Here is a 16,237-nt window from a genome sequence, read left to right on the forward strand (position 1 = left end):
GACCCCAAATTTTCTTGCCAGGAAACTAATAATTCTTTCTTTTGAGTCAGCAAATAAAGTTGGAGGTTGTTGCAAGCCAATGACTGTAGAACATACAAATCAGAATGACTTGAGTAATTGGGAAAACTTTTGTGACTTAAGAATAGAATATCTTTCTGCACTCGCGAATGTTATCGAACGAGGGATGAAACGAGTTGACACATCGCATCCGGCCTTTTGCGGGTGTATTGATTGGCATTCGAGTGTGCACGGGACCTATGCTTTGTTGGCGGCTTCGAGGCTTACAGGTGAATCCCGTTGGATTGAGGTGGTTGAGCCTCTGTTATATTCTGACCGATTAGACGCTGAGTTGGGATGCCTACATCGTGGTGAGTTGGATCATGAATTGCCGTATGGCTATGCCTGGTTTTTGAAGCTTGCGCAGGAGCGTGAACGGTGGGGTGGGAAAACCGACTTATGCTTGTTCGCAACAGATGTTGCCCAGCGATTGGAGCAATGGATCTTTTCATTGTCGGATGAGGGGGTTCTTCAGCATGCACTTCGCCGGGAATATGGCAATCTATCCTGGGCCGTGCTGCATCTGTGGGAGTGGAGCCAATGGAAAGGTGGGTCCGCATTAAATGAGAAGCTTGTGACGTTCACCCGGGAGCGGTTGTTGCCGCTCGACAAGCATTTTTCGTTATCGTATGACAATAATATTGATGAATTTTTTGCTGCGTCTCTTCAGAGGATGAGAGCCATTCTTGCAATTTTACCGGTTGAAGAATCGCAGTCATGGCTCCGTGTCTTTTATCCAAAAGCCTTACGACTGGACCCGATTCGGATTGCTCCCAGAGCTCATTCAGGCGGATTGAACTTTAGTCGATCATGGGGGTACTGGAGTCTTTTTCTCGCGACGGGAGACGAAGCGTATCGGGACCTATACGTGAATCATATCGTCACGCATATGGAGTCGCCGCAATACTGGCGGGATGATTATAAAAAGTATAGTCACTGGGTGCCGCAATTTGGGATCTATGCTATTGCATTGAGTATGGATGAAGTCGCGGCATGAAGCAAATAGAACATGTATTCCATGGATTTGATGATTGATCATGTGAAATGTTATGCAAATAGCAACCGACCACGTGGATCAGGAATTGGACGTCCAAGTTCTTGGGCTGTTTCAATCCATTCTTTGATCACGGTTTCCACATTTGTCACAGCTTCCTGGTAGGTCTGCCCGTCTGCCATGCAGCCAGAGAGTTCTGGTACTTCCGCGATAAATGCACTATCTTCTTGACTCCAGTAAATAATGATTTCAAACCTACAGTCCATCGCTCGCTCCTAACTTATACCGAACGATTAATTTTCGAACCTGTTTAACTTGATAGGGCTTTGCCTTTGTCCCTTTTGGTTGAAGATTGACGATTTCTTCAATTCCATGTTTTGAGAAAATATGATGACCCTCCCCGAATACGTTCTGTAAACTCCAGGTGGATAAGCAATTGCCTGAGATCTGTAAATGAAATATTTGCATCAGAAGTTCCTCGTAAAATTTGTTCTAATAATTTTTCATATTGACTCACGAGTTACTTGCTTTCCGTTATGAAGTCATTAGATGTGCATGGTTGTCCCATCCTATTGCTCCTTTTCGTGTGTAGATCTAGCAATACTACCATTCTCTCCTTTGGGAGACTAGGTTTGGGTTGTTACATAGCTGTATTCGCTGTCTGTTCCTCGGCGTGGTAAGAGCTTCGGACGAGAGGCCCAGATTCGACATGTTGAAAGCCAAGGGCTTGGGCTTCTTTTTTAAAAGTTTCGAATTCATCAGGATGATAAAAGCGGGCGACGGGCATATGGGATTTGGTGGGTTGGAGATATTGGCCAAGCGTGAGAATGTCGCAATCCACGGTGCGTAAGTCGCGCATGACTTCTCGAATTTCGTCGGTGGTTTCTCCCAAGCCGGCAATAAGTCCAGATTTGGTGGTGGCTCCCAATTGCTTGGCCTGTTTGAGGAGTTGAATCGAACGAGCGTATTTACCTTGTGGACGTATGGAAGGAAATAAGCGGGGGACGGTTTCGATGTTGTGGTTGAGAATGTCAGGTTTCTCGTCTAAGACGGTTCGTAGGGCTGATGCGTTACCTTGGAAGTCCGGGATCAACACTTCGATGCCGCAGGTTGGAATTTTCTCATGAATGAGACGAATGGTTTCGGCAAAAAGCGAAGCGCCGCCGTCTTCTAATTCATCACGATTCACGGACGTAATCACCGCATGGCGAAGCGCCATGGCCTCGACCGCTTCGGCCACGCGTTGGGGTTCATCGAGATCGAGACTTGTTGGTCTGCCGGTTTCGACAGAGCAGTAATGGCAACGTCGAGTGCAAATATCTCCTAAGATGAGGAATGTCGCAGTGCGGTTGTTCCAACATTCCCACATGTTCGGGCAGCGAGCTTCTTCGCAAATAGTGTGTAAGCCTCGTTCGTCAATGATTTTCCGAATATCGCGATAATCCGGTCCTTGCCGAAGTTTGATTTTAAACCAATCAGGTAGACGTTGCCGTTCTGTGCGAGTGGATATTCGGCTGATTTCATGTGTTGGAACAAATGACATAGATGTTACCAATGAACGTGATGCATCGAAAAAAGTAATGATGAAGAGACGAAGCTCTATCCTGTCTACTCTAATAGCTTACGCATGATGATTGCTAGCGATTATAGCCGTTTCACATAACTTTTTTAGCTGGTTAAAACGTTCTACTGCGCTGAGTTCGTTGTATGTTCTTGTTTGGACCGTATTTGGATTCGCTATAATTTATTATTGCGTAAAACGTTCGCAGAAGCAAAAACAATAGTTGAGCCTTCTTTTAGTGTGCGCATGTCAGGGAACATGAGCGTGGAGCCGCGAAGTTTCCTGCGATTGGTCTTGTGAATGTATTGTCAATGGTGCCGGGTGAGAAGGCACGGGAAATATCGTGTCTTCTTGAGTGTTCTCAGGCTGCGCCCGCAATAATGGTGGCATGGGACATCCCAAAGAGTCTGCAATAGCTCGAAGCAGTTCGGCTTCCTCGACCGTGATTCGTTGATCGGCAAGTACACAGGCTGCACAGGCCTTGATGATCCTTCGTTTGAGCTGTGGGGTGGCTTCGTTTAAGGTGTGCAAGGTCAAGTCCAATGATGCAAATGTACAGAGACTTGCAGGCGTTAAAACGAGTTTGCGGATTCTCAGTGCTCGTTTGCCCGCATGAAAGGCCTGTCGCACGTTCTGATCATTTCCCTTTCCTTGCTGAGCCAATGTGGAGAGTAAATAGCCGCAATGATGCGCAAGTGGCCTCATGGCATGATGTTTCGTTCTGGGAGATTCCACTATGGAGAAATGAGGCGTCAGGTGCCGTAAGAGGACTCGACGCAACACCCAGCCAAACAGGGCTTCGTGATCGCGTTGAGGCATGATGGCCAAAATATTGGCTTGAAATGTTGCATATTGCCGAGGAGACAGTTGCGTCAACGTTGGAATGGCCATGTCAAGAAGCGGTAATCGCATCGCTGGATGAAGCTTGAGTATTTCAGATTCCACTTGACAGGCTTCTTGATAAACCTCGGCATCTGCATAGGTGGCCAATCGATTGTGTTGGACCGCGCGTATATGTGGGTTGGGGGAGAGGAGTAACGTATAGACGACGGCTCGTGCTCCAAATGGCTCATGGACCGTTTGGTGAATCGTTTCTGGAAAGTGTGCCAGGAGATCGTGCATATAGTGCACGTGCTGAGGATGGTTTGCCCAAATTTGCTGGACAAGGGATTCAGGCGTCGGGGCTTCAGATGCTGCAAAAGCCTGCGCATTGTCTGATAGGTGTGTACGCTCTCGTCGTTGAGTCGATTCGGAGGTATGCGTTGCATACGTTGCATCAATACGCTGAATTCGTCGTGCCAAGGGAGGATGCATAGCAAAGAGTGCCTCAAATCCTCTGGCAATCCCTTGCGAGAAAAATAGGTGGCTGACTTGAGGGGCCTCTCTGTGATTCACGACGGACCCCTTCTTCGTATTAGCAATTTTTTGTAAAGCGCTGACAAGAGCTTCGGGATTTCGAGTGAATTGTACTGATGCCGCATCGGCAAGAAATTCCCGTTGCCGAGAAATTGCCGCTTTAATTAAGCTGGCGAGTATCACACCGATAGATCCAACAATTCGTAGAACAACCCCGATAATGCAGCTGAGAACAATACTGAGACCATGGACGGGAGTAAAGAAATTACTGGTATATGCGCTATGATCGAGTGAGGAGTTCAAGATGGTTCGTCCGAGTGCCCCAAGCCCTTGCAATCCATTGAGTAAGCCAATCATTTCAAAGTTGAGGCGTATGTCACCATGTAGGATATGGCTCATCTCATGACCGATCACTCCCTGCAGTTCCTCGCGTGAGAGTTTGGTCATGGCTCCTCGGGTGATTCCGATCACCGCGTCTTCAGGTCCATGCCCAGCCGCAAACGCATTGATGCCGAGTTCTCGCTCAAGGACATAAATGGGGGGTGGTACGATGCCGGAAGCCAAGGCCATTTCTTCTACGACATTGAAGACTGTTCGTGCGTGATCTGGATGGCTGATGAGATCGAGCCGTGTTCCACCAAGAAGTTCGGCAACCCATGTGCCGCCGGCGTGCAGTTCCATGAATTTTATGGCACAGCCAAGCGTGATGACGATGAGACAAAAGAAGGCGACCCATGCCAACAGTGTCCAATCCCACATCCATATGAAGTTCCAGGAAAAAGGGACTGAGGGATCTGCCGTTCCTGCAGTCCACCAGTCATACCAGGCTCTGGTACCCGCCACGATCCAATAGACTCCGAGAATTGTACTCAGGACAGCTACGCCGAAGAGGCCTTGCAGCCATCTCGAATTGCGCTTGGCTTGGTGTTGATGGTCGAAAAAGTCCACAGTATTGTTTTAGGCAAATACGACGTGAGGCGCTTCGCGTTTCTGTTCTTCTTCAATTTCAAGTAACAAGGCTCCATGGAAATGAAATCCATGAGCAATAAGATTCATCGGGAAGCGTTCTCGTTCCGTGTTATAGATCATCACGGCGTCATTGTAGGCTTGACGGGCAAAGGCCACACGGTTTTCTGTTGAGGTGAGTTCTTCGGTAAGCTGCATCATATTTTCATTGGCTTTCAGGTCGGGATAATTTTCCATAACGGCGAATAGCCGTCCCATCGCGCCGGTCAACAGTCCTTCGGCACCGACTAAGCCTTGAATGGCCATGACATCTTCAGGTTGAGCGGTAGCCTGTTTTGCAGCCTTTGAGGCCTGGTTCCTGGCATTAATGACCGCTTCTAATGTTTCTCGTTCATGTTTCATATAGGCTTTCGCGGTTTCGACAAGATTCGGGATCAAATCGTATCGTCGGGTGAGTTGAACATCGATCTGCGCAAAGGCATTCTTAAAACGGTTTCGGTAAGTGATCATGTGGTTATAGGCACTGATGACCCAAAAGATCATGGTTGCTATAAGTAGGAGCATGCCAATCAGAAACAGCGTTGCACTATCCATGAGTAGTCCTTTTCACGTGAGGAAGAAAGACCTTCCTCTCACGTTTCGGGCGACGGTTCATATTTGTTCGATCATATAGAACATTCCTCTATTCTCTCTTCGGCAGTATTATCAGGTGCTTTACGTAGCGGAGGAATCCTATGGAAGTTTGTGAATATTCTCATTTTTACTTCTTGATATTTCTGTCGTCTTTGTCTGAATTCATGGTGATTTATGCAGATTCGTTTGTCATTTTTATCTGCAGGCTTCAAAAGCCGAAAGTCCAAAAAATAGGATCGAATCGATAGGCCTGAAACTCGTTTTGATGTACGCATTGTCGGGAAGTAAGAAAATACACATACAATGTGCTGATCTTGGGAATTGCTTGCGAGTCGTGCTATGGGGATTGGTTAGAATTGTGCGAGAGATTCTAGAAACCGTGGATAGACCCACCACGTTGCTGGAATGACAAACAGCAGCATGACTGACGCGTAGCCGAGACCAATCACATAAGGCAGAGTGCTTTCTGGTTCCGCATCAGGAGCTCGAGGAAGTGATTTTGCACGGAAGTGACCGACGATTGTGCCTATGAACGCCCCTAAAGGCATTCCGCATAGGCTGCTAAAGAAAATCGTTCCGAGTATGCCGTAAGTGACAATGACGGTATCTGTGATGAAGAGCGTAAGCCCTTGGTATTCTATGTAATAATAGATGGCACAAAAAGCATAGATACACCTCTCCAGAGCAACTCTGATCTAAGCGTGAATCGACGACGTTGAGTCATCGTGCTCATCATTCATTCTTTCTTTCTTTAACTGAAGAAAGAATCCAACTTAAGAGAAGCGCATAGATATATATTTCAAGAAATAGGAGCAGTCTGCTCCCGTAAAGGGAGGTCGAGTCTTCGGGGATAGTCTGCAGAATTCCTATGATGGGAACGTACAATAACAAAAGAACAACTTCCGCTCCAATCCACACTCCACGATGAAGGGGAGCTCAAAGAGGACGATATAGTGATTCAAACTTGATTGTGGTGTTTGAAAATTGTCGAGTGTGAAGGAAAGATCAGTGACTATGATAAAGGCTAAAACATTAGAGGTTTTAATGTAGAGTTCCGTTTTAACCCGGGAATTTTTCAGCAAAGGTACGCGAGCGAACCTTAGACAACTGATTGGAGGCCCAGGTGTCGAACCATAGGGTCGAAGTCTCGATCAGCGTAAAGTAAAGGGATATGTTTTTCTAGGCAATAAGTGCCAATCATGACATCGATGGTCTTTCGAACTGTGACTCCACGTTTTCGGAGTGTGCGATAGTTTTTGGCACTGCGAAGGGCAAGGTGCGGCCCTACCATTGTCACGATAGGAAACGCATCAAATACTTTTTGAGCAATTCGAAAATGCGAATCCTGCTGAAACCCTTGTAAGACTTCAGTGAGAATAAGATCTCCAAGGAGGATTTCTTGGATGCCAAGTATCGTATCTAATTTCTCGGTTTCTTCTGTAGTGCGTTCATTGAAGTAATCAATCCATACTGACGTGTCAACGATGATCATGAGTGAGTGTCAAGTCGCATGGCCTCTAGATTGCCGGTCCATTTGAGCTTGCCTCGTTGTTTCTTCACGGCCTGTTGACGTTGGAGTCGAAGAAGAACCTTGAGCCCTTCTTCGACCACGCCTTTCTTTGTTTTGATTCCCGTGATGCGTTGAGCGTCTGCAAGCAGGTGTTCGTCTATCACGATGTTCGTGCGCATGATGATTCTCCATTTATGTGTATGAAATAATATTACCATACACATAGTATTTAATGTAAAGTGCGCAACGCCTTCATTGCTTGGTCATCATATGTATGATAGGAATATTCCGGAAATTGATCATGACGATGCTTCGGTGTTCACCATATGCAGGGAACGTTGTGGAAATGGAATAGAGATACCTTCGGCATCGAAACGTTGTTTGAGGGATTTCGTCATATCAAACTTCACGCCCCAGTAATCTGCCGCGTCGCACCAGACGCGTATAGTTAAATCCACCGAGCTGTCGCCAAGATTTCCCACCACCGCCATCGGGGCTGGGTCTTTTAAGATTCGTGCATCGGCATTGGCCACTGAGGTGACCGTTTGGATAGCTTTATCTATGTCATCGCCGTAATCAATTCCCATCACTAAGTCGACTCGACGGGTTTGGTGAAAACTGTAATTTTTAACGATGGTTCCCCAGACCTGACTGTTTGGGGCAAGAATTTGTACGTTGTCTGGAGTGGCTAACTCCGTGACGAGGAGTGTGATGGATTTGACGGTTCCCGCAATCCCTGCGGCTTCCACATAGTCTCCTACCTTGAACGGTCGGAAAATGAGTAACATGACTCCGGCGGCGACGTTACTGAGTGTGCCTTGTAATGCGAGGCCAATCGCTAAACTTGCGGCGCCTAAGACGGCAATGAGGCTTGTCGTCTCAATGCCGAATTGGGAGAGGACGGCGAGTACCGTAATGATGAGTACGATATATCTCGCGGAACTGGCAAAGAACGGTCGTAATGTTTCATCGACTTTCCCCGATTTTTGAAGCCAGGAATCGACTGCCTGGGAAACCCACGAGGCGGCGAATCGACCAACGATGAGAATGAGAATCGCCCCGATAATCTTGAGTCCATAGGTTGTCAGTAAGCGGATTCCTTGATCGAGCACTTCTTCCATTGTATGACCTCCTTGTCAGATTGCATGATAGGGTGGTGGTGATAACGCACTCACGGAACGTGAGTTAGGGCAATTGCTGGAATTGGATTCGGAGAGTTTCCATTCGTTTTCGATTGACTCCAAGATCCCAGTACCCGGTACGGGATGCGGATCGCAGGTGAATTAACTTGTGTTCATCGTCAATGAGGAATTCTACATCATCGATAAATCGAAATATCAAAGAGGTTATCTCGACACGAAGTGATGTGGCGGTGTCTACGACGATACGGGATCGAGGGCTGTTCTTGAATAGGGCATGCAGTTTCGCTTTGGCATCGGTTGGAGTCCCTGAATAGGAAAATGGTTCGATGTACTGTTCAGGGTTTGCACTTTGCGAAGAGACGCAATTGGGAGAATCGGGGCATGGTGGAAGCGATGTGGTATTTTGCATGTCAATATTCCAGGTCCGAAGCCTGGACGAGTGAACGTGAGACAAATGCTAGTGATCGTTGAATAGACGCGTATTAAGGATTTTTCTGCCAATAAAGACCAGTCCGAATGACACGAGAAGAGAAATAGGAACAAAGATGCCTGAAGCGAAGGCGTAGCTTTCTAATATTCCAGCTTCATGAAGCGCTTTAAACACATAACTCCCTAAGCCACTCAGGTAATATGCAATGACGATCACGGAAAGTCCTTCGACGGTATGTTGCAGGATGGCTTGGCTTTTCGTCGTTTTATCGACACTGGCGAGCATTTTCAAATTTTGATCCTGAAGTGCAATGTTATGGTCTTGCAACATTAAATCAACTTTTGTGCGAATGACGGAAATAGTCCCTTCAAAATCTTTTTCCAACGCATCGATCCGTTTCATGAGCTGCTGATAGCCATCCGAGACACCCGTGGTTTTGTGATGAATATAGTCAGAAATGAGTCGACAGGAAGATAACGATTGTTCCTGTAATGCGTTGAGGTTGCTTTCCACGATGCGTTCATAGGGAACGGACGCCGACAGTTTGTAGCGCATGGATTCAGCGAGCCGACTGACTTTCATAAAGTCCTGAGTCAGCACGGTTAACCATTTCTGGAGTTTTTGAGATGTTGCGTGTTCAAGTTGTGTGGTAATCACATTCCGTTGATAGAGATGCCGTTGTTCAAACTGATGCACTTGATCGACTGCTGCACTAAACGCTTGATAGGGGAGTAAGATTAAATGCGTGTAGTTCTCAATGGAGACGATGGTGTCTATCAATCCTGCGATATGAGGCTGGAGTGTCTCGCGTGACGCAGCACAGACATAATATCGTTCACGGCCATTGTCATCCGGGGTAAAACTTGCGATGACGGAAATGTCTTCTCCCAACACGCGACCCCCATGAAGTTGAGGGCCCGGCATGCGCAACTTGAGTGCTTGCGGGGTCACCTGGGTATTGGGTGTGATGAGAATGTCGAGGGAATTTATCGCAATGCCAAGTGGTGAGAACGGAAAGGCGTAGCCGGGAAAGGTAATGGGGCCAAATTCAAGTAATGCTGACGGGTTATTGGGAATGTGCCAGATTTGATAACTATAATATTCGGTGTGGGCTTCCCAGGTGATGATGAGTTGGTCACCGTTTTCTGCTGTACGCACTCCGTATCCAAACTTTTCATGCACGACGGCGGCGTTCGCGGGTACGTCGAGACATTCAAGTAATTGTTTGAATTCATGGCGACTGAGTGGACGTTCGATTGGTGGATTGGCCATGCGATGGGCGATGTGGTGGATATGCGCTGGAGCATCAAGCCATTCTTCAAGATACTTCTTCGTGGGCTCGTGCATCTGCTGTAATAATTCTGGTCGTCGTGTTGATGGCTTATTTCTCACACCCGTGCTCCACGATTGATTGTAAGTGGATTCTGGCTCATGTTTGAGGATTGGTTCTAGCGTAAACATAAAGGCTGGTCAAGCTAAGATCAACCTGAATCGTCATGGAAAGGGGATTAGAGCATGTGGGGGGGGCGGATTTGAAAAATTGTATGGGATGCGATTTGAGAGAGGAGTGGCGGTATGTGTTCTGTCCGGTGTGTCGTATGATTTTCGGACATGTGTCTATAGCCGTTCCAATGTACTTCCGTCTGTACGACGTGTGTTGTTGCGCTGTGTACATGATGTACATTCGGCTGGAAGTTATTTGGTTTCGCTATAGCCTTGGCTGTCGGTCTTATGTGGCGGTTCAACTGTTTCCCGCCAGGACAAACTGGATAATACGGTTTTCAATCCAGAAGTGGTCTTCGTGTGGCTGAGATCGTTGGAGAAATCCACAATGTCCTCCGGTTTCAGTTGCAATCAATTGAATGAAAGGGTTGGATGCAATGGCATTGATGCGAAAGGTGTCGAAGGGGATAAAGGGGTCATCTTGCGATGTGACGATGAGTGTTGGCACGCGAATATTATGTAAGACATGGCGAGCTCCGCATTGCTCGTAATAATCTGCGGCATCCCGGTACCCTGCATCTGGTGCCGTATAGACGTCATCAAACTGCCTCATGGTTCGGATGGAAGCAAGTTGAGATAGGTCCCAGCGATGCGGGAAATGTTGAGCTTTTCGCCGTAGCCGAGCTTTCAGTCGTGGAAGGAAGAAGTGATGATAGATTAGATTTCTTGGCTGTTGAAGGGCTTCGACGCATGCTGCTGGATGAATATTGGGGCATACGCTGACGACGCCATGGAGTGACTGAAAGGAGTCTCCGATTTCCCCAGCTAACTTTAATGCGAGATTGCCGCCCATCGAAAATCCTGCCAACCACAGATTCGAAAGTTTGTCATGATCAATGAGTTCTAATATGACTGCACGAAGATCTCCACTCATACCTGTATGATAGAGTGTTGGGGTGAGGTGTTCGGTTCCTCCACAATTTCGTTGATTCAGTCTGACCACATTGATCCCTGTTTGCCATGCCTTGTGTGCGATTCCCAACATGTAGTGGGATTCTGAGCAGCCTTCGAGGCCATGGATGATGAGCAAGGTGGGGCATTGAGCGGCGTGTTTCTGCCAGTGGCACTTTGCTGTGATTTGCGATTTGGCATCAACCTGAAACTGTCGATCCATGATGGGGATGCCTTTGAGGAGATAAGGTCTGGGAATCCAACGCGGGAGGAGTGTCATTCGATGGGGCCCAGCGACGAGAGGGTGTGGTATAAAGGTTGGAGTCATCAGCATAGGACTGTTTTGACGTCAAATGGTGTCAAGAAAACCATTGGTGACTGAAAGTTCTTGCCATGGATTGCATGTTCGCATTATAGACTATAGCGAATCCAAATACGTTCCAGCTGAGGTCGATGAACGAACCCGCACGATTACTCACTTCAAGTATCGGAAGGTTACACCCGTTTGGATTTACTGACAATAATTGATGTTTTTTATCACGTATTGCAGATCAAAATTATATAAGTTGGCGCTTTATATTTCGGTATAACTGAAACGGCTATAGCAGGAGGAGTTGATGGAGATGTGCTGTATGTTGCTCAGAATTTCATGAGTGATGTTCGGTTCCGTCTCCAGCAGTATTCCAAAAGAGGTTTGGGAGTTCGCGATTATCTTACAAATGCGGAATTCTTTCTAAGGGTAAACTCGAAATACGAGATATGGTAGTCTTACAGGTACGGCCACAATGCCTAACAAATGTGCAATTTGTCATTGTGGTGCAGCAGGTAAGCGAAACAGGTGTCTTACAACGTGTTCATTCACAATGTTGTCCACAGAATCTGTGGGGGACTATCGCGAGACTAAATAATCGTTATCTGAACAATATTTGGACAATTGAAATCTATTCCCATCGTTCGTATGGAGTGTTATGTCAAACAAGCAACCTTCGAATTCTCCGTTGGACCGTGAAACCTGGTTAATCATTATTGTGGTGTGTGGCGGAATTTTTGTGACGTTACTGTTTAGTGTCTTCTCCGGTGAGTCCAATCCTGTCAGGCAAGGAGCAGGGTCATCAGGCTCAGAAGCCAACGAGCGGGTTTCGCGAAAGCCGGCGACTGCGAACCCCAAAATTGCGTCAGCGAATGTTCCCTTAGCAACGGGAGATGAACCGATTCCCAAGCTCTTCATTCAATCCGGATGTGCGGCATGTCATACGATTCCTGGAATTTTGGCTGCCAAAGGCCGAGAAGGTCCACCTTTACTTCTCGGAACCAATGGCCCCAAGCGGTTAGCCGATCCGAATTATCAAGGTACTGCCACGACTGTGCATGAGTACATCATGGAGTCCATTTTACAGCCTGGGGCCTATATTGTCCCTGGCTATCCAGATCGCGTGATGCCTCGTTGGTATGGGAAAAAGTTGAGTGCGGGCGCCCTCGATAAGATTATCGCATATTTGGAGAGAGTGTCGGAGTAAAGAAGGGCGTGCTCTCAATTCCTTTCCTGGAGCCCTAGCAGGTTTTGCTCGACTCGTGCGTTCTTCTCTCTTCCTGATTTCGCGTCTCAAGCAAAAAAAGAAGCATCGAACCTCGATTGACCTGTCCTCCCCCTCGACGTACATCTTCTCTCTTTCGATATCAGGTTAGATAACATCTTGTATCTGATTTGTGTATACCTTCCTTCGTGGCCTGATAGTGATTTGCACATTTTCTCATATCATAGAGATTTTGCTTAGTTTTTTTAGGCGCTATAGCCGTTTCAGTTATACCGAAATATAAAGCGCCAACTTATATAATTTTGATCTGCAATACGTGATAAAAAACATCAATTATTGTCAGTAAATCCAAGCGGGTATAACCTTCCGATGCTTGAAGTGAGTAATCGCGCTGCGTTCATGATGTACATTCGGGTGGAAGTTATTCGGTTTTGCGATAGTCAAAGAATCTTCTCGTGTGAGTTTTCTGGCATAGGGCATGCTTATTTACAGTATAGAAAGTCTGTTCACAGATTATTCGTATGATCTGAGTAAGTCGCCCATGACAAACACCGTGATTGTTTTCACAAGTCCGCGTTGGAAGAGACAAAAGAATCTATGCATTTCTGGCTACTTGATTCGAACGTGGTTTATGCTTGCGTTGCTGTGTACTCTCGTCGAGGTTGCTGGCTGTGCATCGGTTAGTCAGTATAGAGAAGAACATGTCATTCATGACTTAAATGTCGTATTCGTTGATCAACAAACCTTACATAGCGAATGGAAGAGCCGTACAGGGAAGGATGGTGTTCAATTGGGACCATCGAATGGTGGAGAGATTCCGTTGGTCAATACACTGAGAGGTTTCTATGATTTCAGTACCAGCACGCTCTATTGCCCTAAATGGAATTTTGCTGTCTGTGGTCATGAATTGCATCATGCAGCCTTAGGATATTTTCATGACAAGGAGTAAGTGTTTTTACATGTATATGTGATAGGCTTTCATGGTTGCGTTCCATATATTTTCTTCTTTTCAATCTTATCAAAACTCTTTCTGAGATCATCAATCCTTGATGATGCCTTTGCTCAACCTCTGAAGCGTAGAGTGGGAAATAATGCACTTCGTAGGGTCGTGTCATCCTCTGGTGAGAAATGACAGGTGCTCAAACGAGGGAGAGGTCGCCATTGTGTGCGTAACTTACTCTGACAAAAAGTAGAAATGATCGGTTGGGCCATGCCCTTGACCAATCGTGAGGCCATTGCGAATCGCTGCTGTTATATATCGCTTTGATGCTTCGATCGCATTTGGTAAGGGCAGGCCTTTTGCCAAATTCGCCGCAATGGCTGAGGCATAGGTGCAGCCTGTGCCATGTGTATGCGGGGTGTCGATATATTCTCCTGGATACATTCGAAAGAATCGTCCATCGTAGAGCACATCCATCGCCGGTTTGTCAGGTAAATGTCCACCTTTGATGAGTACGTGTTGGCAGCCCAGTGCCTGGATTATCTTGCACGCCTGCCTCACGTCTGCGAGTGATCGGACCGTTGTCTCTGCGAGCAATTCCGCTTCATGAATATTGGGTGTGATGAGCAGCGCCTTCGGGATGAGATCTGTTTTCAGGGCATGTATGGCGTCAGCCTGTAAGAGCGTGTGCCCACTTTTGGAAATCATAACCGGGTCGAGAATGAGCGTGTTTCTCTCATATTGCGTGAGTTTTTTACTAACGAGTTGAACGATTTCTGCGTTTGACAACATACCTATTTTGGTTGCCGCAACGTCAAAGTCTGAAAGCACGGCATCCAATTGCGCTTCGATGATCGAAAGGGGAAGATCGTAGACTGCCGTGACTTCTTTGGTATTTTGCGCCGTAATAGACGTAATGACGGACATGCCAAAGACATTGTGCGCCGAGAAGGTTTTGAGATCCGCTTGAATCCCGGCTCCTCCTCCGGAGTCGGAGCCTGCTATGGTCAGAACTTGTTTTTTACTCTTTTGCATTGCGTATCCCTGGCAAAGACCGGTGAATGATATGTCATGCCCTCCGCGAAGGATTTTCTCCGCACGTCCGCAGGTTAGAACGCTGCATACTCCTCTTCCCCTGCCGTTGGCCCTTGCCAGAGCCAAGAGAGGGGAAGTGTTTTCTCTGGTGTATCGTTGGAGTATGAATCATCGTAAAGGGACCAACACGTTTTCTTGACTGGTGGACTCTAACGCTATTTCACGTCGACTTCGATGGAATGGGATGCCGCAAGGACATCATGGTCGTGCGTTGCGACTTTTACCGTAATTTGGTGTTTGCCTGCTGGGACATCATGAAACATGCCTTGAAAGCCTTTTTGATATTTGCCATCAAGGTATGTGTGAACATGGTCGCCATGGGAACCTTTAGCTACTTCGTACTGTAATTCAAATGAACCGCTTACGACATCGCCGTTTTGAGGGGATGTAATCTGTACCGTCGAGCCATCGTCTTCATTCGCAAGCACCGGAGAAAGACAGACCGTGAAGAGTAAGAAAAGGCTTGCCGCAAGGTAAAAACGTAAGTTCATATTTTCCTCCATGTTAAGTGAGTTGGTGAAGTTGGTGTTCATATGATGCTATCTCTGGACGCCGATCTACCTGACGTCCGACTTTTATGAACCTAGCGGATGCTTTGAGTCCTTGTAAAGATGCATGTCTCTATCTCTTCGGGTTTTTCCGGCACGCCGTTTCCGTATTGATGAAGAGTCTCTCGATTCTTCCCCGTTATTTTGGTGAAATGGCAGAAGACGAATAGTGTTGGAATACGGAGAGAAGGTTGAGCCGATGGGCTATTGCCTTGAGGTATATGTGAGAGGAGAATAGATGTTCGACGCTTGAGTGACGCGTTCCTGGCTTGACGTCAGATCAAGTATTGAACAGGCTTTCATTGCTGAGTGGAGCTGCGTGTGTGTTTGTCGTGTTGTTCGCACGAGCAAGGTTAGGAACGGGAGGTGGTAACCCTCTACCGTAGAATGTATTCAATTGTAGGGTCGTAAAAAGTTAGACTTCGATTGCGTCGGATATGGCTTCGAGAAGTGTTTCAAAGGAGCAGGGCTTTTCGAAAACAGATTTGACGTCAATCCGTGCAGCTCGTGCTTCAAGGGTTGGTGTGAGGTTGCCTGTGACCATGATGGTTGGAGTCAGGCATCCCTCATTGGCATGGTGAGCTTCTAAAAATGCGATCCCGTCCATGACGGGCATTTGGTTGTCTGTAATAATTAATGAGAATGAATTATTCGCGAGCGCTTCCAATGCGATAGCTCCGTTATGGGCTTCGGTGCAATGGTACCCCTGTAGTTCGAGAAATTCACGAATGCAGCCGCGAACGATGCTGTCGTCATCGACAAGGAGGATGTGTTTCACGCCCATGTTGCTCAAGATATCCTTCTCACATACGTGTTGACTCTGTAGTAACATACGCAATCCTTCTCCAGGGTGCTAGGGAGCCTGTTAAAAAAATCGGCAGGTGAACCACATCCTCCTAATTATGTGCGATTGTACCGCAGATAATGGTGGCGGAGGGACTAACGAGAAGGTGGCTGATGAGGAGACCGGGTCCTCGGTGCGGCTTGGATCCCGATGTCCCCATTTGAAGTGCAGTCCCTCCGCCTATTTCAGTAGTTGATACTGATATACCATTACTAAATGCATGCTCATGACT

The 16,237-nt window shown here is 47.0% G+C and carries 16 protein-coding genes and 1 pseudogene; 3 read left to right on the forward strand and 14 right to left on the reverse strand.

The features are described 5' to 3' along the window. The first annotated feature begins 79 nt into the window (after positions 1-79). On the forward strand, positions 80-1,054 hold the full coding sequence (locus tag ACWHX8_RS05995) for a DUF2891 family protein (RefSeq protein WP_447971053.1): 975 nt from the start codon (positions 80-82) through the stop codon (positions 1,052-1,054). 50 nt (positions 1,055-1,104) lie between these two features. Here the strand turns inward: ACWHX8_RS05995 and ACWHX8_RS06000 are convergent, their stop codons facing one another. From ACWHX8_RS06000 to ACWHX8_RS06050, 11 genes and pseudogenes are all read right to left on the reverse strand, one after another. Continuing rightward, positions 1,105-1,317: a type II toxin-antitoxin system HicB family antitoxin gene (locus ACWHX8_RS06000; protein ID WP_447971054.1), complete on the reverse strand. Its 213-nt coding sequence runs from the start codon at positions 1,315-1,317 to the stop codon at positions 1,105-1,107. Continuing rightward, positions 1,307-1,568, reverse strand: a pseudogene (locus ACWHX8_RS06005) (type II toxin-antitoxin system HicA family toxin). The gene ACWHX8_RS06000 and the pseudogene ACWHX8_RS06005 overlap by 11 nt, the downstream one beginning before the upstream one ends. A gap of 123 nt (positions 1,569-1,691) precedes the next feature. Further along, a complete protein-coding gene (gene lipA / locus ACWHX8_RS06010) occupies positions 1,692-2,594 on the reverse strand; it encodes a lipoyl synthase (RefSeq protein ID WP_447971055.1) in 903 nt (300 codons plus the stop codon). Positions 2,595-2,861: 267 nt separating this feature from the next. Beyond that, entirely contained in the window at positions 2,862-4,811 is a 1,950-nt protein-coding gene (locus ACWHX8_RS06015; RefSeq protein WP_447971056.1) for a M48 family metalloprotease, read from the reverse strand. A 114-nt stretch (positions 4,812-4,925) separates the two neighbouring features. Beyond that, positions 4,926-5,528, reverse strand: coding sequence for a LemA family protein (locus tag ACWHX8_RS06020; protein WP_447971057.1), 603 nt, complete (start codon positions 5,526-5,528; stop codon positions 4,926-4,928). A 1,138-nt stretch (positions 5,529-6,666) separates the two neighbouring features. Continuing rightward, positions 6,667-7,059, reverse strand: a complete 393-nt coding sequence (vapC, locus tag ACWHX8_RS06025; RefSeq protein WP_447971058.1) for a type II toxin-antitoxin system VapC family toxin — start codon at positions 7,057-7,059, stop codon at positions 6,667-6,669. Continuing rightward, positions 7,056-7,256 (reverse strand): type II toxin-antitoxin system VapB family antitoxin, encoded by a 201-nt coding sequence (locus ACWHX8_RS06030; protein ID WP_447971059.1) that lies wholly within the window; start codon positions 7,254-7,256, stop codon positions 7,056-7,058. Before ACWHX8_RS06030 ends, vapC begins: the two co-directional genes overlap by 4 nt. Before the next feature lie 120 nt (positions 7,257-7,376). Then, positions 7,377-8,198 carry a mechanosensitive ion channel family protein gene (locus ACWHX8_RS06035; RefSeq protein ID WP_447971060.1) on the reverse strand — a complete coding sequence of 274 codons (822 nt, stop codon included), beginning with the start codon at positions 8,196-8,198 and terminating at the stop codon, positions 7,377-7,379. Between the two features lie 64 nt (positions 8,199-8,262). After that, positions 8,263-8,628 (reverse strand): DUF1499 domain-containing protein, encoded by a 366-nt coding sequence (locus tag ACWHX8_RS06040; protein WP_447971061.1) that lies wholly within the window; start codon positions 8,626-8,628, stop codon positions 8,263-8,265. 48 nt (positions 8,629-8,676) lie between these two features. After that, positions 8,677-10,041 (reverse strand): DUF3422 family protein, encoded by a 1,365-nt coding sequence (locus tag ACWHX8_RS06045; protein ID WP_447971062.1) that lies wholly within the window; start codon positions 10,039-10,041, stop codon positions 8,677-8,679. A gap of 349 nt (positions 10,042-10,390) precedes the next feature. Further along, positions 10,391-11,266, reverse strand: a complete 876-nt coding sequence (locus ACWHX8_RS06050) for a YheT family hydrolase (RefSeq protein ID WP_447971063.1) — start codon at positions 11,264-11,266, stop codon at positions 10,391-10,393. Between the two features lie 745 nt (positions 11,267-12,011). Between ACWHX8_RS06050 and ACWHX8_RS06055 the strand changes: the two genes are divergently transcribed. After that, positions 12,012-12,560 carry a c-type cytochrome gene (locus ACWHX8_RS06055; RefSeq protein WP_447971064.1) on the forward strand — a complete coding sequence of 183 codons (549 nt, stop codon included), beginning with the start codon at positions 12,012-12,014 and terminating at the stop codon, positions 12,558-12,560. 649 nt (positions 12,561-13,209) lie between these two features. Then, on the forward strand, positions 13,210-13,527 hold the full coding sequence (locus ACWHX8_RS06060; RefSeq protein ID WP_447971065.1) for a hypothetical protein: 318 nt from the start codon (positions 13,210-13,212) through the stop codon (positions 13,525-13,527). Positions 13,528-13,752: 225 nt separating this feature from the next. On the opposite strand, the gene thiD is transcribed toward ACWHX8_RS06060, so the two are convergent. From thiD to ACWHX8_RS06075, 3 genes are all read right to left on the reverse strand, one after another. After that, entirely contained in the window at positions 13,753-14,553 is an 801-nt protein-coding gene (gene thiD, locus ACWHX8_RS06065; protein WP_447971066.1) for a bifunctional hydroxymethylpyrimidine kinase/phosphomethylpyrimidine kinase, read from the reverse strand. A 215-nt stretch (positions 14,554-14,768) separates the two neighbouring features. Beyond that, positions 14,769-15,104: a hypothetical protein gene (locus ACWHX8_RS06070; RefSeq protein ID WP_447971067.1), complete on the reverse strand. Its 336-nt coding sequence runs from the start codon at positions 15,102-15,104 to the stop codon at positions 14,769-14,771. A gap of 472 nt (positions 15,105-15,576) precedes the next feature. Then, a complete protein-coding gene (locus tag ACWHX8_RS06075) occupies positions 15,577-15,993 on the reverse strand; it encodes a response regulator (protein WP_447971068.1) in 417 nt (138 codons plus the stop codon). Between the last annotated feature and the right edge of the window lie 244 nt (positions 15,994-16,237).

This window comes from Nitrospira sp. M1, assembly GCF_965152605.1.